23 protein-coding genes are annotated in these 22,676 nt (G+C 72.6%); 16 read left to right on the top strand and 7 right to left on the bottom strand.

Going from position 1 to position 22,676, the window contains the following annotated elements:
• Window positions 1-42: 42 nt before the first annotated feature.
• On the top strand, window positions 43-1,263 hold the full coding sequence (locus ABZZ74_RS17920) for an Ig-like domain-containing protein (protein WP_356765883.1): 1,221 nt from the start codon (window positions 43-45) through the stop codon (window positions 1,261-1,263).
• Between the two features lie 141 nt (window positions 1,264-1,404).
• The gene (locus tag ABZZ74_RS17915) at window positions 1,405-4,647 is read left to right on the top strand and encodes an NPCBM/NEW2 domain-containing protein (protein ID WP_356765881.1); all 3,243 of its coding nucleotides are present in this window, start codon (window positions 1,405-1,407) and stop codon (window positions 4,645-4,647) included.
• Here the strand turns inward: ABZZ74_RS17915 and ABZZ74_RS17910 are convergent.
• Window positions 4,631-5,428: an inositol monophosphatase family protein gene (locus ABZZ74_RS17910; RefSeq protein WP_356765879.1), complete on the bottom strand. Its 798-nt coding sequence runs from the start codon at window positions 5,426-5,428 to the stop codon at window positions 4,631-4,633. The genes ABZZ74_RS17915 and ABZZ74_RS17910 overlap by 17 nt on opposite strands.
• Before the next feature lie 227 nt (window positions 5,429-5,655).
• On the opposite strand from ABZZ74_RS17910, the gene ABZZ74_RS17905 reads away from it, so the two are divergent.
• Window positions 5,656-6,330, top strand: coding sequence for a lytic transglycosylase domain-containing protein (locus ABZZ74_RS17905; protein ID WP_356765877.1), 675 nt, complete (start codon window positions 5,656-5,658; stop codon window positions 6,328-6,330).
• 3 nt (window positions 6,331-6,333) lie between these two features.
• Here ABZZ74_RS17905 and ABZZ74_RS17900 read toward each other — a convergent pair whose 3' ends face one another.
• Both ABZZ74_RS17900 and ABZZ74_RS17895 read right to left on the bottom strand, forming a co-directional pair.
• Window positions 6,334-6,891: a hypothetical protein gene (locus ABZZ74_RS17900; RefSeq protein WP_356765875.1), complete on the bottom strand. Its 558-nt coding sequence runs from the start codon at window positions 6,889-6,891 to the stop codon at window positions 6,334-6,336.
• Window positions 6,892-7,080: 189 nt separating this feature from the next.
• Complete coding sequence (locus tag ABZZ74_RS17895; protein ID WP_356765873.1) at window positions 7,081-8,235, bottom strand: Gfo/Idh/MocA family oxidoreductase; 1,155 nt, start codon at window positions 8,233-8,235, stop codon at window positions 7,081-7,083.
• A gap of 122 nt (window positions 8,236-8,357) precedes the next feature.
• On the opposite strand from ABZZ74_RS17895, the gene ABZZ74_RS17890 reads away from it, so the two are divergent.
• The 4 genes from ABZZ74_RS17890 to ABZZ74_RS17875 all read left to right on the top strand — a co-directional run bounded on the left by ABZZ74_RS17890 (window position 8,358) and on the right by ABZZ74_RS17875 (window position 11,576).
• Window positions 8,358-9,362, top strand: coding sequence for a LacI family DNA-binding transcriptional regulator (locus tag ABZZ74_RS17890; RefSeq protein ID WP_356765871.1), 1,005 nt, complete (start codon window positions 8,358-8,360; stop codon window positions 9,360-9,362).
• Between the two features lie 117 nt (window positions 9,363-9,479).
• Window positions 9,480-10,505: an alcohol dehydrogenase gene (locus tag ABZZ74_RS17885; RefSeq protein ID WP_356765869.1), complete on the top strand. Its 1,026-nt coding sequence runs from the start codon at window positions 9,480-9,482 to the stop codon at window positions 10,503-10,505.
• Between the two features lie 57 nt (window positions 10,506-10,562).
• Complete coding sequence (locus ABZZ74_RS17880; protein ID WP_356765867.1) at window positions 10,563-11,285, top strand: hypothetical protein; 723 nt, start codon at window positions 10,563-10,565, stop codon at window positions 11,283-11,285.
• 87 nt (window positions 11,286-11,372) lie between these two features.
• On the top strand, window positions 11,373-11,576 hold the full coding sequence (locus ABZZ74_RS17875) for a hypothetical protein (protein ID WP_356765865.1): 204 nt from the start codon (window positions 11,373-11,375) through the stop codon (window positions 11,574-11,576).
• 167 nt (window positions 11,577-11,743) lie between these two features.
• Here the strand turns inward: ABZZ74_RS17875 and ABZZ74_RS17870 are convergent, their stop codons facing one another.
• On the bottom strand, window positions 11,744-12,559 hold the full coding sequence (locus ABZZ74_RS17870) for an MIP/aquaporin family protein (protein ID WP_356765863.1): 816 nt from the start codon (window positions 12,557-12,559) through the stop codon (window positions 11,744-11,746).
• 207 nt (window positions 12,560-12,766) lie between these two features.
• Here ABZZ74_RS17870 and ABZZ74_RS17865 point away from each other — a divergent pair, with 207 nt between their 5' ends.
• The 4 genes from ABZZ74_RS17865 (at window position 12,767) to ABZZ74_RS17850 (ending at window position 16,951) form a co-directional block, all read left to right on the top strand.
• Window positions 12,767-13,384: a VOC family protein gene (locus ABZZ74_RS17865; RefSeq protein WP_356765861.1), complete on the top strand. Its 618-nt coding sequence runs from the start codon at window positions 12,767-12,769 to the stop codon at window positions 13,382-13,384.
• Window positions 13,385-13,450: 66 nt separating this feature from the next.
• On the top strand, window positions 13,451-13,807 hold the full coding sequence (locus tag ABZZ74_RS17860) for a redoxin domain-containing protein (protein WP_356765859.1): 357 nt from the start codon (window positions 13,451-13,453) through the stop codon (window positions 13,805-13,807).
• A complete protein-coding gene (locus ABZZ74_RS17855) occupies window positions 13,804-14,043 on the top strand; it encodes a hypothetical protein (RefSeq protein ID WP_356765857.1) in 240 nt (79 codons plus the stop codon). The genes ABZZ74_RS17860 and ABZZ74_RS17855 overlap by 4 nt, the downstream gene beginning before the upstream one ends.
• 112 nt (window positions 14,044-14,155) lie before the next feature.
• Entirely contained in the window at window positions 14,156-16,951 is a 2,796-nt protein-coding gene (locus ABZZ74_RS17850) for an AAA family ATPase (protein WP_356765855.1), read from the top strand.
• On the opposite strand, the gene ABZZ74_RS17845 is transcribed toward ABZZ74_RS17850, so the two are convergent.
• On the bottom strand, window positions 16,941-17,660 hold the full coding sequence (locus tag ABZZ74_RS17845) for an SDR family oxidoreductase (protein ID WP_356765853.1): 720 nt from the start codon (window positions 17,658-17,660) through the stop codon (window positions 16,941-16,943). The two genes, ABZZ74_RS17850 and ABZZ74_RS17845, sit on opposite strands and share 11 nt — an antisense overlap.
• Before the next feature lie 17 nt (window positions 17,661-17,677).
• Window positions 17,678-17,839, bottom strand: a complete 162-nt coding sequence (locus ABZZ74_RS17840; RefSeq protein ID WP_356765851.1) for a hypothetical protein — start codon at window positions 17,837-17,839, stop codon at window positions 17,678-17,680.
• A gap of 295 nt (window positions 17,840-18,134) precedes the next feature.
• Here ABZZ74_RS17840 and ABZZ74_RS17835 point away from each other — a divergent pair, with 295 nt between their 5' ends.
• The 4 genes from ABZZ74_RS17835 (at window position 18,135) to ABZZ74_RS17820 (ending at window position 21,659) form a co-directional block, all read left to right on the top strand.
• On the top strand, window positions 18,135-19,016 hold the full coding sequence (locus tag ABZZ74_RS17835; protein ID WP_356765849.1) for a hypothetical protein: 882 nt from the start codon (window positions 18,135-18,137) through the stop codon (window positions 19,014-19,016).
• A 122-nt stretch (window positions 19,017-19,138) separates the two neighbouring features.
• Window positions 19,139-20,497, top strand: a complete 1,359-nt coding sequence (locus tag ABZZ74_RS17830; RefSeq protein ID WP_356765847.1) for an MBL fold metallo-hydrolase — start codon at window positions 19,139-19,141, stop codon at window positions 20,495-20,497.
• Between the two features lie 47 nt (window positions 20,498-20,544).
• Window positions 20,545-20,916 carry a rhodanese-like domain-containing protein gene (locus ABZZ74_RS17825; RefSeq protein WP_356766080.1) on the top strand — a complete coding sequence of 124 codons (372 nt, stop codon included), beginning with the start codon at window positions 20,545-20,547 and terminating at the stop codon, window positions 20,914-20,916.
• A complete protein-coding gene (locus tag ABZZ74_RS17820) occupies window positions 20,913-21,659 on the top strand; it encodes a sulfite exporter TauE/SafE family protein (protein WP_356765845.1) in 747 nt (248 codons plus the stop codon). Before ABZZ74_RS17825 ends, ABZZ74_RS17820 begins: the two co-directional genes overlap by 4 nt.
• An 18-nt stretch (window positions 21,660-21,677) precedes the next feature.
• Here the strand turns inward: ABZZ74_RS17820 and ABZZ74_RS17815 are convergent, their stop codons facing one another.
• Entirely contained in the window at window positions 21,678-21,965 is a 288-nt protein-coding gene (locus tag ABZZ74_RS17815; RefSeq protein WP_133049167.1) for a metal-sensitive transcriptional regulator, read from the bottom strand.
• Window positions 21,966-22,056: 91 nt separating this feature from the next.
• On the opposite strand from ABZZ74_RS17815, the gene ABZZ74_RS17810 reads away from it, so the two are divergent.
• Window positions 22,057-22,626: a rhodanese-like domain-containing protein gene (locus ABZZ74_RS17810; protein WP_356765843.1), complete on the top strand. Its 570-nt coding sequence runs from the start codon at window positions 22,057-22,059 to the stop codon at window positions 22,624-22,626.
• The last annotated feature ends 50 nt before the right edge of the window (window positions 22,627-22,676 follow it).

Raw genomic sequence — 22,676 nt, 5'->3', positions numbered from 1 at the left:
CCCGGCGCTCGCCGGGACGCAGGGAAGGCGGTTGAAGCAAGCATGCCGCACGCACCGTCGAGCACCGCCGGGAACGCCCCACGAAGCCGCCCGGGCCTGCCCGTTGCCGCGTCGGCCGCAGCGGCGCTCCTGGTCGTGACGGCCTGCAGCGGTTCGGGGGGCTCCACGGGGGACGGCGGGCGGGGGAACGACGCGAAGCACGACGGGCTCACCGTCTCGCCCGCGTCCGACAGCACGTCCGTCGCCGTGAACCGGAAGGTGACCATACGCGCCGGTGACGGCAGGATCACCTCCGTCAAGGTCACCGCGCAGGGCCCCGGCGATCTGAAGGGGACCTTCTCCGGCGACAAGGGCACCTGGACGTCCAACGGGCAGCTCGCACCCGGCGTCACCTACACGGTGCGCGCCCGCGCCACCGGATCCGACGGAAAGCAGCTCACCAGGAACGCCACTTTCACCACCGCCGAAGCGCCCAAGTCGAAGACGTTCGTCGGCGAGTACCACCCGGACAAGGGCACCACCGTCGGCGTGGCCATGCCCGTCTCCATCGTCTTCAACAAGCCGATCCACGACCGGGCGGCCGTCGAACGCCACCTCCAGGTCACCTCCAGCCCCTCCGTGCAGGGCGCCTGGCACTGGATGACCGACCGCGACGGCAGGGACCGCGTCGACTTCCGGCCCGAGAAGTACTGGAAGCCCGGCACCGACGTCACCCTGCGCATGTCCCTCGACGGCGTGCGGGCCGGCGGGCTGTACGGCGTCCAGAACCGGGTCGTGAACTTCCGCATCGGCGACGCGGTGACCACGACCGTCGACACAGCGGCCAAGACGATGACGGTCTCCGAGAACGGCAGGAAGCTGCGCACCCTGCCGGTCTCCGCGGGCAAGAAGGGCTTCGAGACCTGGAACGGCACCATGGTCGTCCTGGAGAAGACGCCCACCATCCGCATGAACTCCCGCACGGTGAGCATCTTCGGGCCCGAGGCCTACAACCTCGGCTCGGTCAAGTGGGACGTCCGGCTCACCCCCTCGGGCACCTTCGTGCACGCCGCCCCCTGGAACGAGGGCAAGTTCGGCCGGATCAACGGCAGCCACGGCTGCATCGGCATGAGCACCGCCGACGCCAAGTGGTTCTACGGCCACGTCCACACCGGCGACCCGGTCACGGTGGTCAACTCCAAGGACGCGGTCGCCGCCAACAACGGTTACGGCGACTGGAACGTCGACTGGCCGACCTGGCAGTCGGGCAGCGCCCTGCGGTGAGAGGGCGCGGCCCGCGCCGCACAACTCACCCGCCACAATTCTGTGTTGGATTCTGACCGGACTCTTCCTTGGAAGCGTGCGTTCCTGTAGCCATGTGCGCGGAGGTGTTCACCTCCGTCGGATCCGAGGCCGGGAGAGCGCATGCTCCAGTCCGTCCGGCGCCGCGCCCTGTCCTGGGGCGGCGCGACAGTGAGTGCCCTGGTGCTGTGTCTGTCCGGCCTGACGCCGGTGCCGGCAGCCGCCGACAACGTTGCCACGACCGTCACGGTGGACGATTCCGTCCAGGGAAGCGGCCGGGACCAGTTCGACTACCACGGCTCCGGCTGGGGCCACGCCGGCGGCGAGGGCGCACCTGCCAACCCCTACCAGGGCACCAACAGTTGGACCGACCACACCGGCGACTCCGTCGACTTCGCCTTCACCGGCACCCGGCTCACCCTGCACGCGGTGACCGACCCCGGGCACGGCATCGGCACCGTCTCCGTCGACGGCGGCACCCCGGCCGACGTCGACTTCTACAGCGCCACCCGCACCGGTGACGCCACCGTGTGGACCAGCCCCACCCTCACGGACGGACCCCACACCTTCACCCTGGCCTGGACCGGCCGCAAGAACGCGGCCTCCAGCGGCACGGCCGTCACGGTCGACCGGATCGACTTCGTCGGCGAGGCACCCACGCCGGGCACCACCGACATCACCGTCAACGGCTCCGGCACCGGCCGCACCTTCGACGGCATCGGCGCCATCAGCGGTGGCGGAGGCAACTCACGCCTCCTCATCAACTACCCCGAACCACAACGAGGCCAGATCCTCGACTACCTCTTCAAGCCCGGCTACGGCGCCTCCCTGCACCTGCTCAAGGTGGAGATCGGCGGCGACACCAACTCCACCGACGGCTCCGAACCCAGCATCGAGCACACCCGGGGCACCGTGCACTGCGACAGCGGCTACGAGTGGTGGCTGATGGAACAGGCCAAGAAACGCAACCCGCACATCAAGCTCTACGGCCTCGCCTGGGGCGCCCCCGGCTGGATCGGCAACACCGGCAACACCCCTGGCGGGGGGAACTTCTGGTCCCAGGACACGATCGACTACCTGACCGCCTGGCTCGGCTGCGCCCGCCAACACAGCCTGGACATCGACTATCTGGGCGGCTGGAACGAACGCGGCTACGACACGGCCTGGTACGAGAAACTGCATACCGCCCTCGCCGCCCGCCACCTGCCCGTGCGGATCGTGGCCGCCGACTCGGGCCTGGACGTCGCCGACGACATCGCCAAGGACCAGCAGTTCGCCGACTCCGTCGACGTCGTCGGCGTCCACTACCCCTGCGAGGGCGGCGACGGCGGCACCGCGAACACCTGCTACAGCTCCGACAACGCCCAGGCCACCGGCAAACCCCTGTGGGCCAGCGAGAACGGCTCCCTGGACGAGAACACCGGCGCCGGCGCGCTGATCCGCTCCATCACCCGCGGCTACCTCGACGGCAGGTACACCGCCTACCTCAACTGGCCCCTGCTGGCGGCCGTCTACCCCAACCTGCCCTACGACACCGTCGGCCTCGCCGTCGCCAACCAGCCCTGGTCCGGGGCCTACGACCTCGGCACCAGCCTGTGGACCACCGCCCAGGTCACCCAAGTCACCCGCCCCGGCTGGACGTTCGTCGACCAGGCCAGTGGCTACCTCGGCGGCGACCGCACCAACGGCAGTTACGTCACGCTGAAACCGGCCGACAACTCCGCCTACAGCACCATCGTGGAGACCTCCACCGCCGGCAGCGCCCAGACGGCCGACTTCACCATCGGCGGCGGACTGCCCACCGGCACGGTCCACATCTGGGCCACCGACCTCGCCCCCGGCGGACGCGGCTTCGTGCACACCGGTGACGTCACCCCGAAGGACGGGCACTTCTCGGTCACGCTCCAGCCCGGCCACGTCTACTCCCTGACCACCACCACCGGCCAGGGCCACGGCACGGCCGTCAGCCCGCCCCAGGGCCATCTGGCGCTGCCGTACCGTGACTCCTTCGAGCAGCACACGCGCGGGCGGGAGGCGAAGTACCTCTCCGACATGCAGGGCGCCTTCGAGACCGTGCCCTGCCGGGGACGCAAGGGGCGGTGCGTGCGGCAGACGGCTGCCGAGAAGCCCATCGAATGGCAGGACGACAGCGACGCCTTCGCCCTCCTCGGCGACACCGACTGGAAGGACTACACGGTCAGTTCGGACGTCTACCTCGAACAGCCCGGCACCGTCGAGCTCATCGGCCGGGCGGGCGAACAGCAGCGGCCCCAGTCCCACCAGGCCGGCTACTTCCTGCGGGTCTCCGACACCGGCACGTGGTCCGTGGTCAAGAGCGACACCGGCGGACGGCTGACCACCCTGGCCGACGGCACCACCCGCGCCCTGGGCACCCGTCGCTGGCACACCCTGGCCCTCGGCTTCAGCGGCACCACCATCACCGCGAGCATCGACGGCCGGCGGATCGGCGCGGTGGACGACTCCGCGTACCGGGCCGGCCAGGTCGGCCTCGGCGTGGTCGGCTACCAGACCGACGAGTTCGACAACCTCGCCATCACCCCCGTACGCCACGCGGCCGCACCGCCGGCCACGCTGAAAGCCGCCCTGCCCGAGACCGTCCAGCGGGGCGAGTCGGCGACCCTCACGACCACGTTCACGCTCCCGGCCAAGGGCGGAGCGGCCACCGACCTCACCCTCACCCCCGGCACCCCGGCGGGCTGGAAGACCGCCGCGACCACCCCCGTCACCTTCTCCAAGGTCGCCCCCGGACACTCGGTCACGGCACGCTGGACGGTCACCGCCCCCACGGCCGCCGACACCCCCGTCACCAACAGCTTCTCCCCGCTGGCCACCTACTCACGGGACGGCGTAATGCACTGGACGTACGGCGCGGCGAGCACCCGGGTGCCGATCCCGCCGCCCACCGGAAGCCCGTACCTGAGCGATCTGTCGTTCGTCTCCAGCAGCAACGGCTGGGGGCCGGTGGAACGCGACAGCTCCAACGGCGAGCAGGCGGCGGGCGACGGGCAGCCGATCACCATCAGGGGTAGCGCACACGCCAAGGGACTCGGCGTGCACGCCGCCGGCGACGTGGCCTTCCACCTCGGCGGCAACTGCACCCGGCTCACCGCCACCGTCGGCATCGACGACGAGGTGGCCCCGTACGGCTCGGTCACCTTCGGTGTCGTCGCCGACGGCCGCACCCTCACCACCACGCCCGTCCTGACCGGCTCATCCGCGGCCACGCCCCTGGACGTCGACGTCAGCGGCGTTCAGGAGCTGCACCTGGTGGTCCAGGACGGCGGGGACGGCAACGCCCACGACCACGCGGACTGGGCCGACGCCCGGCTCACGTGCGGGAGTTGACCGTGGTTTGCCACAACTCCCTCGCCTCGGCTGCCACGCCCGGTGCGGCCAGCAGCAACGGCTCGTCGTAGGCGGGGAGTTGTGGCATCGCCACCGCGCCGGCCTCCGTCGCGATGAGAAGGGCGGGCAGGCCGTCCACCGGGTGGAACTCGCCGATCGCCGCCGCGGTGGCGCGGCCGGCCGCGACCTGGACCAGGGACAGCGCGGTGGAGCCCATCACCCGGACCGTGCAGTGGCGGGCCGCCAGCTCGCCCAACAGGGCGTCCAGTCCGGGCCAGTGGGCGTGGGCGGCCCACTCGGTCATGAACACGTGCCCGGTGAGGGTGGTGTGGTCCGCCGCCCGGATCGGAGTTCCGTCGAGGTGCGCGCCCCTGCCCGAGACGGCCGTGAAGATCTCACGCCGCCACGGGTCCGCCACCACGCCCAGCAGCGGGCTGCCGTCCGGTTCCGCGAGGCCCAGCGAGAACGAGCACCAGCCCAGGCCATGGGCGTAGTTGGTGGTTCCGTCCACCGGGTCGATCACCCAGTGCGGAGCGTGCGAGGAGCCCTCCTCGACGCCGTACTCCTCGCCGTCGATGCCCCAGCCGGGGAACTCCCGCCGCAGCACCGCCCGTACGTGCCGCTCCACGGCCTCGTCCGTGTCCGTGACGATGTCCGCGGGGCTCGCCTTCTGCCGTACCGGCCCTCCGGCGCCCGCGTCTGTCCCCCGGATCTTCTCCGACGCCCACTCGGCCAGCTCCACGGCCACCCGCAGAGCGCCGTCCAGGTCATGCCCGCCCACAGCTCTTCACCACCCCGATCACGTCCTTGCCGGTCACGATAGGCAGGGGTGCCGGTGCCGTCCGGGAGGCCCGCGGTGAACGGGAGCCGTATTCGGGGCGACAGTTCGGACGTGGCGTGGCAGGAACCCGACCGGACCCTGTGATCACATACAGCGTCAGCTCACGCGGGCCTTAATCGCCTTGCGGTAGAAGATTGCTGGCCGAGGGGGCGGGAGAAGGGCGGGACATGTCCGATTTCCGGGCGGTGAGGTACCGGCGGCTGGCGCTCATGGTGGTGTTCGCCCTGGCCGTCTACGTCCTCGTGCGGGCCGCCAACACTCCGCAGGGCCACACCCCGCCACCGGCCGGGAAGACCGTCCCCACCCCGACCCCGTCGGCCGAATCGCCCAGCGCCTCCCGCTCGTCGGCCCCGTCCTCGTACGATCCCGCCGACTACGCCCCCCAGGTCCGCACCCGGGCCCGGGAGGCCGGTGTCAGCGCCCGGCTGGTGATGGCGATCCTCTACAACGAGGCGTACAAACCGCATGATCCGGCGCTGGAGCGGGCCTGGCAGAAGATCAAGCCGGGCGCCGCGTTCGGCATCGCCGACATGCACCGCGCCACCTTCGACGAGGTCAAGAAGGGCCGCGACTTCGCCGACCGCGACTGGACCCAGCTGCCGGACGACCGGGACCTCGCCATCGAGGCCGAGGCCTGGTACCTGCACGACCTGGCGGCCCGGTTGCCCGCCCAGTGGTCCGCCCCGTACACCAAGGACGAACTGCTGGCGCTCGGCTACGACGCCGGTCCCGGCACCATGCTGGCCTTCGCCCGCGGTGCGACCCCCGGCACCGACGCCCAGGCGTACCTCGACCGGCTGCACGCCAACTGGTCCGAGGCGAGGAGGGCGGTCGGCTCCTAGCACCTACGCGTACGCGTCGGCGCGGTCCTCCCCGGGGAACGTGATCCCGCACAGGGCGCGGATCTCGTCCATCGCCCGGAGCGTGGTGACGGAGTCGGCCGGTGGGCGCAGGGGCGTCTCGCGGTCGCCGGTGCTGATGCGCCGGGCCGTCTCGGCGGCCTCGAAGTACAGGGCGTCGTGGGCCGTGCGCGGCTCTGTGAAGGTGAGCGGGGTGCCCTCGCCCGAGGGGGTCAGCAGCAGGTCGCCGGGCTGGTAGAAGGGGCCGGGCAGGGTCAGGGTGGCGTGCGTGCCGGCGATCGTGGCGCTGGTGGGCGTGTCGCTGAAGAGCGTGGTGTGGATAACGGCCTGGTTGCCGTCGGTGTCCCGCAGGACGGCCGACACCTGGCCGTTGAACCCGGCTGGGTGGGGCTGCCCCTGCGCCGTGATCCCGGCCGGAGCGCCGAGTACCCAGGTGGCGAGGGACAGCGGATAGGTGCCCAGGTCGAGGAGCGGGCCGCCCGCCAGGTCGGCGCGCAGGATGCGGTGGCCGGCCGTGAACTGCTCACCGTGGTCCGCCAGCACCGTGCGGACCTCGCCGAGGACACCCGAGTCGAGGATCTGCCGTACGACGTCGAACTTGGGCAGGAAGAAGGTCCACAGGGCCTCCGCGCAGAACAGGCCGCGCCGGGCGGCGAGTTCGGCGAGGGTGCAGCGTGTTCACATGATCGGCGCCCATGTTGCCCGCGCCGATCACGCCCACGCGTACGGCGCTCATTCCAGGCTCACCCACGTCCGCCGCTCGGCCGAGCGCACCATGGCGTCCAGCGCCGCCGCGCTCGCCACGGCGTCCTGCAGCGTCGGGCCGTGCGGCACGCCCTCCGCGACGGAGCGCACGAAGTGGGACGCCTCGATGACCTTCAGGTCGTCGTAGCCCATGGCGTTGGCCGAGCCCGGCTGGAAGGCCGCGTACTCACCGGCGCCCGGGCCGACGAAGACCGTGCTCACCGGCTGGTCCTGGTAGGAGGCGCCCCGGCTGACGCCCAGCTCGCCCATGCGGCGGTAGTCCCAGAAGACGGCGCCCCTGGTGCCGTGGATCTCGAAGCCGTAGTTGTTCTGCTCGCCGACCGAGACCCGGCAGGCCTCCAGGACACCCCGGGCACCGGAGGCGAAACGCAGCAGACAGTTGACGTAGTCCTCGTTCTCGACCCGGCCGAGCTCGCCGCCCGTCGCGCGGGTGTGGCCGGCGGTGGCGCCGGTCGGGCGGGCCCGCTCCGGGACGAAGACCGCGGTGTCGGCGCTGAGGGACTCGATGTCGCCGAGCAGGAAACGGGCCAGGTCCACACCGTGCGAGGCGAGGTCGCCGAGCACTCCGCTGCCGCCGCGAGCACGCTCGTAGCGCCAGGTCAGGGCGCCTTCGGGGTGGGCTGCATAGTCGCTGAACAGACGGACGCGGACATGGGTGACCGTGCCGATCTCACCGGAGGCCACCAGGTCCCGGGCGGCCTCGACGGCGGGGGCGTTGCGGTAGTTGAAGCCGACGGTGCCCTGCACACCCGCCTTGCCGACGGCGTCGGCGACCGCCCGGGCGTCCTCGGCCGTGAGGCCCACCGGCTTCTCGATCCAGATGTGCTTGCCGGCCTCGGCCAGCGCGACGCCGATCTCACGGTGCAGGAAGTTCGGGGCGGTGACGCTCACCGCCCGCACCCGGGGATCGGCCGCCAGTTCCCGCCAGTCGCGGACGGCGGTAGCGAAGCCGTACTGCCCCGCCGCCTCCTCGGCCCGGCCGGGTACCTCGTCCGCGACGGCGACCAGCTCGGGCCGCAGGGGCAGCTGCGGGAAGTGGTGCGGCAGACGGGTGTACGCCTGTGTGTGCACCCGTCCCATCCAGCCGAATCCCACGACGGCGATACCCAGCGTCTTCACCATGACAGCCCTTCTTTGGACCGATCCAAACGTCCGGCCCACCATGGGTCGTCCCTAAGGCAAGTGTCAAGAGGGGTCCAGGAAAGGTCTTTACAGCACGGAGAGTGTATGGAACGGTCCAACCCATGAGGACCCCGACCATCCGTGACGTCGCCGCGCGGGCCGGCGTGTCAAAGTCCCTGGTGTCGCTGGTGCTGCGCGGCGCCGACGGCGTGCGCCCCGAAAAACGCGCGGCCGTCATGACCGCGATCGAGGAACTCGGCTACCGGCCCAACGCCGCCGCCCGCAGCCTCAGCGAACGCCGCACCCGCTCCGTCGGAGTCCTCCTCAACGACCTGCGCAACCCCTGGTTCGTGGAACTCCTCGACGGCCTGAACTCCCGCCTGTACGACAGCGGACTGCACACCCTGCTGGCCGACGGTCACCTCAACCGGCGCCTGGGCGAGGACCTCACCCGCACCTTCACCGAACTGCGCGTCGACGGCCTGGTCGCCGTCGGCACCCTGCAGGACCCGCAGGCGCTGCGCACCGCCGCCGGACAGATCCCCACGGTCGTCGTCGGCACCCGCGAGCCCGTGCTGCCCGGGGTGGACATCGTGGCCAACGACGACGAGCAAGGCGCCCGACTGGCCACCGAGCACCTCATCCGCCTCGGCCACCGGCACATCGCGCACATCGCCGGCCACGGCGCGGTCGGCGAGCTGCGCCGGCGCAGCTTCGAGGCCACGATGCGCGAGCACGGGCTGGCGGACACGGCTGTCGTGGAACAGGGCGACCTGACCGAGGAGGGCGGCTACCGGGCCACGGTACGGCTGCTGAGCCGGCCGCGGCGGCCCACCGCCGTCTTCGCGGTCAACGACATGTCGTGCGTCGGCGCGCTGTCGGCCGCCGAGGAGAGCGGACTCAGGGTGCCCCGCGACCTCTCGCTCGTCGGTTACGACAACACCTACCTTTCGAGGCTGCGGCACCTGTGGCTGACCACCGTCGACAACGCCAGTCATGACGTGGGCCGCCGGGCCGCGCAACGCCTTCTGGACCGGATCGAGAACCCGGGGCGACCGGGTGCGGTGGAGCTGGCGGCGCCGTTTCTGGAGGTGCGGGGGTCCACTGGGGTGGTGGGGGAGGGGTGATGCGGGGTACCGGGCCCAGTGCCATGTCACATACCACCGGCGTTCGGCGCGCGTGATTCCGCCGTAGCTGGTGTGCTGGTTCGCGGACAAGGTCGTACCCGATGTGCGGAGAGAAGCATGAGCACCTATCGAGTTGCACAAGTGGCCACCCGCGGCGGAGCCTTCGAGATCACCGAGCGTGACGTTCCACGGCCGGGTCCGGGCCAGGTACGGATCGCCGTGGACGCCTGCGGGATCTGCCACAGCGACGTCCTGTTCGTGAACGCCGGGGTGCCCGGCGTGAGCTTCCCGGTGGTTCCCGGGCACGAGATCGCCGGCCGGGTCGACGAGCTCGGCGAGGGCGCGGCCGAGTACGGCTGGCAGGTCGGCGACCGGGTGACGGTGGGCTGGTTCGGCGGCAGCTGCGGCCACTGCAAGCCCTGCCGGCAGGGCGACTTCATCGTCTGCCAGAACCTCAAGGTGCCCGGTTGGGCGTACGACGGCGGATTCGGGGAGATGGCGATCGCGCCGGTCGACGCACTGGCCCGCATCCCCGAGGCGCTGTCCGCCGCTGACGCGGGTCCGCTGGCCTGCGCGGGCGTGACCATGTTCAACGGGCTGCGGCGCAGTTCCGCCAAGGCCGGCGCTCTGGTCGCCGTGCTGGGGATCGGGGGGCTCGGGCACCTGGGGGTGCGGTACGCGGTCGCGATGGGCTTCGAGACCGTGGCCATCGCCAGGGGCGCGGACAAGGCCGACTTCGCCAAGCAGCTGGGCGCCCACCACTATGTCGACAGCACGGCGGACACCTCCGTCGCGGACGCCCTGCAGTCCCTCGGCGGGGCGAACGTGGTGCTCGCGACCGCCAGCAACTCCGCCGCCATCACCTCCGCCGTCGACGGTCTCGCGCCGCGCGGTGAACTCGTCGTCATCGGCGGCGCCCCCGAACCGCTGGGCGTCAACCCGGCCCAGCTGCTGATGAGCGGTCGGATCCTGCGCGGTCATCCGTCCGGTACGGCGCAGGACGTCCAGGACACGATGGAGTTCAGCGCCCTGCACGGGATCCGCCCGATGACCGAGACCGTGCCGCTGGACCAGGCCGGCGAGGCGTACCAGCGGATGCTCTCGGGGGCGGCTCGCTTCCGGATGGTCCTCACCATGCGCTGAGGGCGGGGGAAGCGGCGCGTACGGCGGCAGTCCGAGGTGATCCAGGGGGGACGTCGGTTGGCCAGTCATGACTCTCGGGCGGACAGCGACGTCTGGGACCCGTTCGGCACCTTGCGGCGGGCGTTGTGGATCGGCGGGGGCCAGTGGGCCGGCAAGTCGACGGTCGCCCGGCTGCTGGCCCTCCGGCACGGCGTCACCGCCTACCACTACGACTACCACGACGCTCGCGGTCACAACGACCGGCGGATCGCCCGTCGCATCGCCCGCGGTGAGCCGGCCGACGAGCCCGACCCGGACGAGGTGTGGGTCCACACCACCCCGGAGGAGATGGCCGCCGCGGCCCTGGCGGGCTTCCGGGACCGGTTCGACTGGGCCCTCGACGATCTGCGCGCGCTCGTCTCCGGCCGTCCTGTCATCGCGGAGGGCTGGGGGCTGCGGCCCGAGCTCGTCGCTCCTCTCCTCGACTCACCCCGTCGGATGGTCGTCCTGGTGCCCACCGCCGAGTTCCGCCTCCGGCAGGCCCGCGACCTGCCCCGAGCGGGCTCCCTCGGTCACCGTGTCAGCGATCCGGTCCGGGCGCAGGCCAACCGGCTGGCCCGGGACCGGCTCGTGGCCGAGGACGCCGTCCGCGGCGCGCGTCGCCTCGGTATACGCGTCTTCGAGGTGGACGGCTCCCGCGACGCCTCCGCGATGGCGGAACTCGTCGCCGATCACTTCGGTGACCGTCTCCCCGAGCGTGAGAACCCCGGCGTCAGCCGACGCGGCCGAAGAGCCAGGTGACGGCCCGGCGGACGAAGCCGCCGAGGGCTGCCGCCAGGGCCACGTTGCCCGCCTTCTTCGCGGCACGGCGGGGTTTTTAGGACCTTGGTGCGAGCTGAAGTGGCCGCGGCGGCGGTGACCGTGGCCGAGGACGCCGTCCGCGGCGCGCGTCGCCTTGGTATACGCGTCTTCGAGGTGGACGGCTCCCGCGACGCCTCCGCGATGGCGGAACTCGTCGCCGATCACTTCGGTGACCGTCTCACCGAGCGTGAGAACCCCGGCGTCAGCCGACGCGGCCGAGGAGACAGGTGACGGCCCGACGGACGAAGCCGCCGAGGGCTGCCGCCAGGGCCACGTTGCCCGCCTTCTTCGCGGCACGGCGGGGTTTTTAGGACCTTGGTGCGGGCTGAAGTGGCCGCGGCGGCGGTGACCGTCTCACGGTCGCCGCCGCCCCGGTGTCGTAGGTGAGTGCCGCCGTGTCACTCGGCGTCGGGCGCGGGCACGCGACCCGGTTCCTGTTCCGCCGTGGGCAGGAACGGACTGATGACGAACCGGTACACCGCGGCGCCGATCACACCGCCGACGAACGGCCCGACGATCGGCACCCACCAGTACAGATTGCCGTACTGATCTCGCCACGCCGTGCCGTATCCGGTGAGGTAGCTGGCCAGTCGGGGTCCGAAGTCACGGGCCGGGTTGATCGCGTACCCGGCGTCGGTCCCCCAGGCCATGCCGATCGCCACGACGAGGAAACCGATGACCACGGGGGCCAGGTTGGCGCCGGGCGGGGTGTTCAGCAAGTCTGTCACAGCGAAGATCAGCAGCAGCAGGATGGCGGTGCCGATGATCTGGTCGCGCAGTGCGCCCAGCTCGCTGATCGGGAGGGCGCCGTTGCCGGGCAGCGTGGAGAACACGAACTGGCTCTTGATCGTGTGACCTGGGTCGAACTTCGCCAGGACCTCCGTGTAGTTCCAGCGCACCAGCAGCGCGGCGACGAACGCCCCCAGCGTCTGCGCCACGATGTAGGGCAGCACCTTGGCCCAGTGGAAGCCCTTGAAGCAGGCCAGGGCCACGGTCACCGCGGGATTGAGATGGGCGCCGCTGAGGCGAGCGGCGATGTACACACCGAAGGTGACGCCGAAGCCCCACGCCCACGTGATGCTGTCGTGATCTCCGAGGCCGCCGGCCACCACCTGGGCGACCACACCGACACCGAAGAGGATCAGAACCATGGTGCCGAGGAACTCAGCGGCCAGTTCGCCGAGGAGTACCTTTCTCGAGGTCCCGTCTGCCATGGGGCCACCGCCTTCCACCTGTCAAAGGATGGGCGTTTTTGACCGCGAGGGTAACGTTTTGATGCTGGACGTCCAGAGCCTCAGCGTCAACTGGAACAACCTTCTCCGGCGTCCATCACCCGTGGGACTCCCTGGCGCGAACGGGCGGCCGGCCGCGTGAGTCTCGTACCCGTCCGCATGTCGTCCCCCGCGCGGAAGGTGGAAGTCATGGACATGAAACTCGAGGTCGTGGTGGTGCCGGTGTCCGACGTCGACCGGGCCAAGGAGTTCTACACGGCGCTCGGCTGGCGGCTCGACGCGGACGTGGCCACCGGCGAGGACTTCCGGGTCGTCCAGGTCACCCCGCCCGGCTCCCCCGCGTCGGTCATCTTCGGTACCTCCGTCACGGACCAGGCGCCCGGTTCGGCGCGGGGGCTGCACCTGATCGTGGACGACATCGACGCCGCCCACGACGAGCTGAAGCGGCGCGGCGCCGAGCCCAGCGAGGTCTTCCACGACGCCGGCGGGGTCTTCCACCACGCCGGGACCGACGCCCGGGTGCCCGGGCCGGACCCGCGGCGCAGCAGCTACGGCTCGTTCCTGTCGTTCAGCGACCCGGACGGCAACGGCTACCTCCTGCAGGAGATCACCACCCGGCTCCCGGGCCGGCTGGACCCCGCGAGCACGGACTTCGCCTCGGCCGACGACCTGGCGAGCGCCCTGCGCCGGGCCGCGGCGGCGCACGGCGAGCACGAGGCACGCATCGGCGCGGAGGACCCGGACTGGCCGGACTGGTACGCGCGGTACATGGTCGCCGAACAGGCCGGCACGGACCTGCCCACCTGACCGCCGAGACGTGCGCCGCGGCCTCGTAGGACCCGCATACGGCGAGGAAGAAAGGTGGTTGAAACCATGCGTCCCGACATCGTCCCCGGCGGGGTCCTTCCCGACTTCGCGCTGCCCGACCACACCGGGACCGTCCGCAAGCTGAGCGAGCTGCAGGGCCGTGATCCGCTGGTCCTCACCCTGGCACGCGGGCACTACTGCCCCAAGGAGCACCAGCAGCACCAGGAGCTGGCCAGGGTGTTCCAGCCGAAGGCCGCGGTGGCCTACACGCAGATCGCCACGATCTCCACCGACGAGCACCACACCCTGCAGGAGTTCCGTCTCGCGGTGGGCGCCCAGTGGCCCTTCCTGTCCGACCCCGGCCGGATCGTCCAGCGCGAACTCGACATCCAGGAGTACACCGACCCGAACACGACCCGATGATTCCGCACACCCTCGTACTGAAACCGGGCCTGGTCGTGCACAGCGTCTACAACGGCTACTGGTTCTGGGGGCGGCCGTCCGTGGACGACCTGTGGCGGGATCTGCGCGATGCCACCCGGGAGATCCGGCCGGACTGGGACCTGAGCAGCCCCGGCCTGCGCGAGGCCTGGGAGTCCGGCGACCACGCCTCCTTCCACGGCTGGGATCGGCGGTCGACGCGGCCCGACGGAGCGTGATCGTCCGGGACCGTTGTGAGGAAAGCTTTGCCCGGTGCGGATGCGGGTCGCGCCGACGCCGTTGTAGCGTGCTGAGTGACCTGCGGGACAACCGCGGCAAAGGCGGCCAACGGTGGTACATCCGGGGCACGAACCAGAGCACGGGGCGAAAACGGGCCTGCTGGGGCGACGGCTCGAGTGCGCCGTACTCGACCGGATGATCGGTGCGGTCCGTACCGGAGAGAGCCGCGCGCTCGTGGTCCACGGGGCACCCGGCGTCGGAAAGTCGGCCCTGCTGGAGTACGCCACGAACGCGGCCGCCGGACTGCGGGTGCTGCACGCCATCGGCATCGAGTCCGAGCGGGAGCTCGCGTTCGCCACCCTGCACCAGTTGTGCGTGCCGCTGCTGGACCGGCTGCCGAACCTGCCCGAACCCCAACGCGCCGCGCTGGAGACGGTGTTCGGGTTGCGCACCGGAACCCCGCCGGAACGCTTCCTGGTCGGCCTCGCGGTCCTCGGACTGCTCTCGGACGCGTCCGAGGGGCAACCACTGCTCTGCGTGGTCGACGACGCGCACTGGATGGACCGGGTCTCGGCGCAGGTGCTGGGCTTCGTCGCCCGCCGGCTGCTGGCGGAGTCCGTGGCGCTCGTCTTCGGCGTCCGCGAGCGGGCCCAGGACCTGCTGGGACTACCGGAGTTGGAGGTCACGGGACTGCACGACGCCGATGCCCAGGCCCTGCTGGACTCCGTCACCTACTCCGCGCTCGACGCGCAGGTGCGCGACCGGATCGTCGCGGAGACCCGGGGCAACCCGCTGGCCCTGCTCGAACTGCCCCGGGGTTTGACGGTCAGTCAGATGGCGGGCGGCTTCGGCCTGTTGCACACCGACGCTCTGCACGGCCGGATCGAGCAGGGCTTCGTGAGCCGGATCGAGGCCCTACCTGAACGGACCCGGCAGTTCCTCCTGGTCGCCGCCGCCGAACCGGTCGGCGACCCCGCCCTTGTGTGGCGGGCCGCCGACCGGCTCGGTGCCCGCCCGCGAACGGCGCTCGCGGGCGGCACGGACGGCTTGCTGTCCTTCGACGCCCGCGTCACCTTCCGGCATCCGCTCGTGCGGTCCGCCGTGTACCGGTCGGCGACGAAGGAGGAGCGCCGGTCGGCGCACCTGGCCCTGGCGGAGGTCACCGACGCCCGCCTCGACCCCGACCGCCGCGCCTGGCACCTGGCGTCGGCCGCGGCCGGACCCGACGAGTCCGTGGCCGTCGAGCTCGAACGGTCCGCCGGCCGAGCACAGTCACGCGGCGGCCTGGCCGCCGCGGCCGCGTTCCTGCAGCGCTCCGTGGCCCTGACCGTCGACACCTCGCGGCGCGCCGACCGCGCTCTCGCGGCCGCGGACGCCACCCTCCAGGCCGGCGACCCCGAGGCCGCCCGCCGACTCGCCGACATCGCAGGCCGGGACGCCCGCACCGAGTTCCAGCACGCACGCGCCCAGCTCGCCCACAGCCGAATCGCCTTCGCGGCGGGCCTCGACGGCCGGGCACCGCCGCTGCTGCTCGCGGCCGCCCGGCGGCTCCAGCCCTTCGACAGCGACCTCGCGCGCGAGACGTACCTGGTCGCCTGGGGCACCTCGGCCCTGATCGCCGGGGACGCCGACAGCCTCCTGGCGATCTCCGAGGCGATGAGGACCCTGCCGGCACCCACGGGAACGCCTCGCGCCCTGGACCTGGTGATCGAGGGCTACGCGCTGCTCGTCACCGACGGCCGGGCCGCCGCCGTACCCGTGCTGCGGCGGGCCCTGGCCGCGCTGGCCGAACTTCCCGCGCGCGACGTCCTGAAGTGGGGCTGGGCGGCCAACGGCGTCGGTTGGGCCGTCTGGGACGACCGGGCCATGCGCACGCTCCACAGCCGGGCCGTCGAGGTGACCCGCACCGCGGGCGCCCTGGCCGAGCTGCCCTTCTGCCTCGCCTCCCTCGGGATGGCGACCACCTGGACCGGGGACTTCGCCGCCTCGGCGGCCGTCGTCGCCGAGGCGGACCTCCTGGCCGAGGCCACCGGTGTTCCCCTCGCACCGCACGTCAAGCTCCGGCTCAGCGCGCTGCGGGGCCGCAAGGAAGAGGCGGAGGCGCTCATCGCCGCGACCATCGAGGAGGCCGGCGTCGGCGGTCGGCTGATGGACGTCACGGTCGCGCACTGGGCGGCCGCGGTCCTGTGCAACGGTCTCGGCCGCTACGAGGAGGCGATGACGGCGGCCCAGGCCAGTACCGGGATCGCCGAGCCGTGGGTCTCCGTGTGGATGCTGCCCGAACTCGTCGAGGCGGCGGTGCGCGCCGGGGACGACCCGGTCGCCCGGGACGCGCTCGACGCCCTGGCGGAAGCGGCCGGACCCTGCGACACCGACTGGGCCCAGGGCGTCCTGGCCCGCTGCCGGGCGCTGCTCGGCGAGACGGCAGCGGCGGACGGTCTCTACCGCGAGGCGATCGAGCGGCTCGGCCGGACCCGGCTGCGGCCCGAACTCGCCCGCGCCCATCTGCTGTACGGCGAGTGGCTGCGCCGGGAGCGCCGGCGCACGGAGGCGCGGGACCAACTGCGGTCCGCGCACGAGATGTTCGTGTCGATCGGGATGGAGGCCTTCACCGAGCGAGCGCGGCGGGAACTGCTCGCCACCGGCGAAACCGTCCGCAAGCGCAAGGTCGAGTCCACCGCGTCCAGCGAGGAGCTCACGCCCCAGGAGCACCAGATCGCCCTCTTCGTCCGCGACGGCCTGTCCAATCCGGAGGTCGCCGCCCGGCTCTTCCTCAGCCCCCGCACGGTCGAGTGGCATCTGCGGAAGATCTTCACCAAGCTGTCGATCACCTCCCGTCGACAGCTCCGGGACGTCCCGGCCCGCGGCGAGTCCGGCTTCGGGCGCCAGGAGCGGCTCAGGGGATGAGCTGCTGGCCGCCGTCGACGTCGTACGTCGCCCCGGTCAGGGCCGTGTTGGTCATCAGGTGCAGGACCAGTGCGGCCACGTCGGCGGGACCGACCACGCGGCGGATCGGCAGCGTGGCCCGCAGCTGTTCCCGCCGCCGTTCGATGTCGTCACCGAGCAGGCGCGCCGACAGCGGGGTGTCGACGAAACCGGCGGCGACCGCGTTGACCCGGACCGGGGCCAGCTCCAGGGCGGCGACGGCCGTCACGGCGGGGGTCGCCGCGGTGGCGATCGCCGCGACGCTCAGCCCCACACCAGGCCGACGCGCGCCGGTTCCGGTGACGTACGTCAGCGAACCGCCGGGCCGCACGCGTGCGGCGCACTCGCGGGCGATGCGCAGCGACCCCAGCAGATGCTCGTCGAGGACGGCACGCGCCTGGTCGAAGTCCATCTCGGCGATCGTCGCGTAGATCGGCCCGCCACCGCTGACCAGGACATGGTCGATCGGCGCGGGCACATCGGCGAAGAACGCGCGCAGCCCCGCGGGGTCGCCCAGATCGAGGGTCGCGGTCGACGCCTTGAGCTCCTCGCGTACGGCGTCGAGCCGCCCCTGGTCCCGGCCGGTGACCACGAGCCGGGCGTCGGCCGCGTGCGCCTGGCGGGCCGTCTCCAGACCGATGCCGGAGGTGCCGCCGATGACGACGACGGTGCTCCCTGAGAGATCACTCACTGTCGACTCCTCGTCCGTCATGCCGCCGGGGTCGTCACGGGCGCCGAGTCCCGCGAGCCCGGGTCGCTGGGGTGCCGGGTCAGCGGCACGGTCTCGATGCGCAGCCAGTCGGCCGTGGGGAGGGAGCGCGGGCCGCGTCCGCTCAGCTCCTCGTCGGTCCGCCAGACCCGCGGGGGCATGGCGGCACCCGACCCCGCGCGGCCGGCTCACGGGTGTGCGCCGCGTCCCGGGTCCGTACGTCCTCCACGTCTCGCTCCGATGTTCCTGCCGGTACCCGGGGCGTCATCGTGACCGGGAGTTCCATGTCCCGTCCTCCTCAGCCGCCGGCCGTTCCAGCTTCGGGCGGCGGGACGACCCTTCGCGCCCGTGCTCCTCCCTGGCCGTGTCCGGGCCAGTGACGGTTGACGGATGCCTCGGCGCACCGCATGAGCGGCGGCAGGTGTGAAACCCGGGAGGTGACCGGAGAGGACGCTGGTGGACCTGGACACTGTCGCCGACGAGCTGTACGGGCTGCGGCCGGAGGACTTCACCGCCGCCCGGCAGGCCCGCGCGGCCGCGGCCCGGGAGAGCGGCGACCGGGCCCTCGCCGAGCGGATCGGGAGGCTGCGCCGCCCGAGCCTGGCGGCCTGGGCCAGCAACCTCCTGGTACGGCGGCAGCCGGAGGACGTCGAACCGCTGCTGCGGCTCGGTGAGGCGCTGCGCCAGGCCCACCACGACCTGGACGGGGCGCAGCTGCGCGATCTCAGCCGTCGGCAGCACGTTCTGATCAACGCCCTGTCCCGGCAGGCACGCCATCTGGCCGACCAGGCCGGCCACCCGATCGGCGACGACGTCCAGCGCGAGATCGAGGCGATGCTGCAGACCGTCCTCGCCGACCCCGACGCCGGACGGGAATGGGCCACCGGACGACTGGTCAAGCCCTTCGGCCCGACCGTCGGCTTCCCCGCCGCCTCCACCGACGCCACCGCCCGCCGCACCCCGCCCGCCCGTCGGCCGGCGCCGCCTCCTTCCACGCCCCGGCGCGCGGACAAGGCGGCCGACGAGCGCCGCCGCCGTCTGGACGAGGCCCGGCGGGAGGCCGAGCAGGCCGAGGCGGAGCTCAGAGCCGGCCGGGACGAGGCGGCCGAGGCCGACCGGCGGATCCGGGAGGCCGAGGAGCGGGCGGATGCCCTACGGCGGCGCGTCGGCGAACTGAGCGAGGAGCTGCGCCGGCTCGAGGAGGAGCAGCGACAGGCCGGGACCGCCGTCCGCGAGGCCCGCGAACGGGCTCGGGCCGCCGAGCGCCGCGTACGCGAGGCCGGCCGACGCGCGAAAACGGCCGCGGCGCGGGTCGAACGCCTGAACCGCACCGCCTGACCGGACACCGGGCTCCCGAGAAAATACCCCCATGGGTATCCGTGCTACCGTCGTCCATATACCCCAGGGGGTAATTTTCGAATTCTCGCTTTCCCGAATGATCGAACGGAAGGGAGCAGGTCGTGTTCTTCGTCGACGTCATCGAGGTGCCGGGCCTCGGCAACCGCGGCTACCTGGCGGGCGGTGAGCGAACCGCCGTGGTGGTCGATCCGCCGCGCGACATCGACCGGGTGATCACCGTCGCCGCGCGGCGCGGGGTGCGGATATCCCACGTCGTGGAGACGCACGTGCACAACGACTACGTCAGCGGCGGCCTGGAACTGGCCCGCGTCACCGGCGCCGCCTACCTGGTCCCCGCCGCGGCCCACGTCTCCTTCGAACGCACCCCGGTGCACGACGGCGACAGCGTGGCCGTCGACGCCGGGCTCGGCCTGCGCGCGCTGGCCACCCCCGGCCACACCCCGCACCACATCTCCTACGTCCTGGAGGACGAGGGCACGGCCGTCGCGGTCTTCACCGGCGGCTCGCTGCTGATCGGCACCGTCGGCCGGCCGGACCTGGTCGAGCCGCGGCTGACCGAACGCCTCGCCCGGGCCCAGCACGCCTCCGCCCGGCGCCTGGCCGCCGAACTGCCCGACGGCACGGCCGTGTTGCCCACGCACGGGTTCGGCAGTTTCTGCTCGTCCGCCCAGACGGCCGGCGGCGACACGACCATCGGCAAGGAGAAGGCGTCCAACGACGCCCTCACCCGGGACGTGGACGCCTTCGTCGCCGGGCTGCTGGCCGGCCTGGACGACATCCCCGCCTACTACACGCACATGGGACCGGCCAATGCCGCCGGCCCCGCGCCCGTCGACCTGACCCCGCCCGCCCAGGCCGACCCCGAAGCCATCGCCGGCCGGCTGGACGCGGGGGAGTGGGTGGTCGATCTGCGCCACCGGGTCGCCTTCGCCGAGGGGCATGTCGCCGGCTCGTTCAACTTCGAGGCCCAGGGACAGCTCGCCACCTACCTGGCGTGGCTGATCCCCTGGGGCAAGCCGGTCACCCTGCTCGCCGAGTCGGCCGAGCAACTGGCCGCCGCGCAGCGCGAGCTGGCCCGGGTCGGCATCGACCGTCCGGCCGCCGCGGCGACCGGCGCTCCGGCCGACTGGCTCCGCCCCGGCGAACGGCCCGCCTCCTTCCGGCGCGCCACGTTCGCCGACCTCGCCGCGCATCCCCGCGACGGCGTCGTCGTCCTCGACGTCCGCCGTGACTCCGAACGCGCGGGCGGACATGTCGAGGGCTCGGTGCACCTTCCCGTCCACACCCTGCACCGCCGCCTCGACGAGGTCCCGGCCGGCCAGGTCTGGGTGCACTGCGCGGGCGGTATGCGCGCCGCCGTCGCCGCCTCCCTGCTGGACGCCGCGGGCCGTGACGTCGTCGCCGTGGACGACGGCTTCGACGCGGCCGAGCAGGCCGGGCTCGTCGTCCGCAACGGCTGAGCCACCCCAGCAGGGAGCAGGGAGCAGGGAACGAAGTGAACAGCATGATGAGTCTCTTCCGGCGGGGCCGGGGCGGTCCGGGCCGGGTGAGCGTCCAAAAGGCCGCCGCCCGGACCGGCGACGGCGGCGACGCCGTCCTGCTGGACGTCCGCGAACCCCACGAATGGCAGGCCGGGCACGCGCCCGGGGCCGTGCATCTGGCCCTCTCGGCGCTGGTCGCCGGAGCCGGGCTCCCCGCGCGGGCGCAGGCGCGGCCGCTGGTCGTGATCTGCCGCTCCGGCAACCGGTCCCGGCAGGCCGCCGACCTGCTCGCCGCGCGGGGAGCGGACGCCGTGGACGTCATCGGCGGAATGCGGGACTGGGCCGCCTCCGGACTGCCGGTGGTGGACGCCCGAGGCCGCAACGGCACCGTCGCGTGACCGCCGTCGTCCTCGCCCTGGTCGCCGGCGGCGCCATAGGGCTGGCGCTCGGCGTGCTCGGGGGCGGCGGCAGCGTCCTGGCCGTGCCCGCCCTGATCTACCTGCTCGGCTTCACCCCGGTCGCGGCCACCACCGCGAGCCTGGTCATCGTCACCCTCACCTCGGCCACCGCCCTGTCCGCGCACGCCCGCGACGGCCAGGTGCGCTGGCGTACGGGACTGCTGTTCGCGGCCGCCGGAACCGGCCCGGCGATGCTGGGCGGCGCGCTCGCCGGGAGCGTGCCCCAGCCGGTGCTGACGGCGGGCTTCGCGGTGATGGCGGGAGCGGCGGCGGTACGGATGCTGGGCTCGCGGCCCGCCCTGCAGGGCGCCGTGGCGGTGCGTCCGGGCCGCGCGACGGCGGCCGGTGCCGGTCTCGGCGCGGTCACCGGTGTCCTCGGTGTCGGCGGCGGCTTCCTCGCCGTGCCCGCGCTGGTGGGCGTGCTCGGCCTGCGGATGCGGGCGGCGGTGGGCACCAGCCTGCTCGTCATCACCGTCAACTCGCTGGCGGCACTGGCGATGCGGGGCCGTACGGCGCAGAGCCTGGACTGGGCCGTCGTCGGTCCGTTCGTCGGGGCCGCGATCCTGGGCGCCTGGGACGGCAAGCGGCTGGCGGCCAAGGTGTCCGGCATCGCGCTTCAGCGGATCTTCGCCGTCGTCCTGCTGCTCGTGGCGGCCTTCATGCTGCTGGACGCGCTGCTGTGACCGCAACGGCCGCCCGTCTCACGCCAGTGACAGGAACAGCTTCTCCAGCCGGGCCCGCATCTGTTCGGTGTCCTCACCGTTCCTGCGGCCGGACTCGACATCGGTCAGGCACTGCTGCAGACCGGTGGCGATGATCGCGAAACCGGCCCGGTCGAGGGCGCGCGAGGCGGCGGCGAGCTGCGTGACGACGTCCTCGCAGTCGCGTCCCTCCTCGATCATCCGGATCACCCCGGAGATCTGACCCTGTGCGCGCCGCAGCCGGTTCAGCACGGACTTCAGGTCCGCGCCCTCGAGTTCCAGTTCCACCATCACTCCTCGACCAATACCCCTAGGGGTACTGTACGTCCCGGTTCGGGACGGCGTCGACCATTACCGGATCACAAGGATCACACCTGCCATGACCACCCCCCTCGCCCTCGACCCCGGCCAGGCCCGCACCCGGCTGCCCGACCTCACCGTCATCGACGTCCGCACGCCAGGCGAATACGCCTCCGGTCATCTCCCGGGCGCACTCAACATCCCGCTGGACCACGTCCGTCGCGCGCTGCCGGAGATACGCGGTGCCGCCGACCGGGGCGGCGTCCTTGTGGTCTGCGCGTCCGGCGCCCGCTCGGACACCGCCTCCCGGCTCCTGGCCGAACACGGTGTCGCCACCGCCACCCTCGCCGGCGGCACCGCCGCCTGGGCCGCCGACGGCCATGAACTGCACCGTCCCGCCGCACGGGCCGGCTGGACCATGGAGCGTCAGGTCCGCTTCACCGCGGGCAGCGTGGTCCTGCTCGGCCTCCTCCTCGGCCTGCTGGTGCACCCGGCCCTGCGGTTGCTCGCCGCCGCTGTCGCGGCCGGTCTGGTCGTCTCCGCCCTGACGAACACGTGCGGCATGGCGGCCCTGCTCGCCAAGCTGCCCCACAACCGCCCGCCTGCGAGCGACCTCGACGCCGCCCTCACGGCGTTGCGCACGCGCTGAGCGCGTCGCACGCAGTGGGGCCCGGTCCTTCCGGAAGGACCGGGCCCCAC

Origin of the sequence: Streptomyces sp. NPDC006476, assembly GCF_040612015.1 — a bacterium.
GTDB lineage: Bacteria > Actinomycetota > Actinomycetes > Streptomycetales > Streptomycetaceae > Streptomyces > Streptomyces griseorubiginosus_B.
Note: the sequence above shows the minus strand (reverse complement) of the source record. Positions and strands in the feature narration are given on the sequence as shown.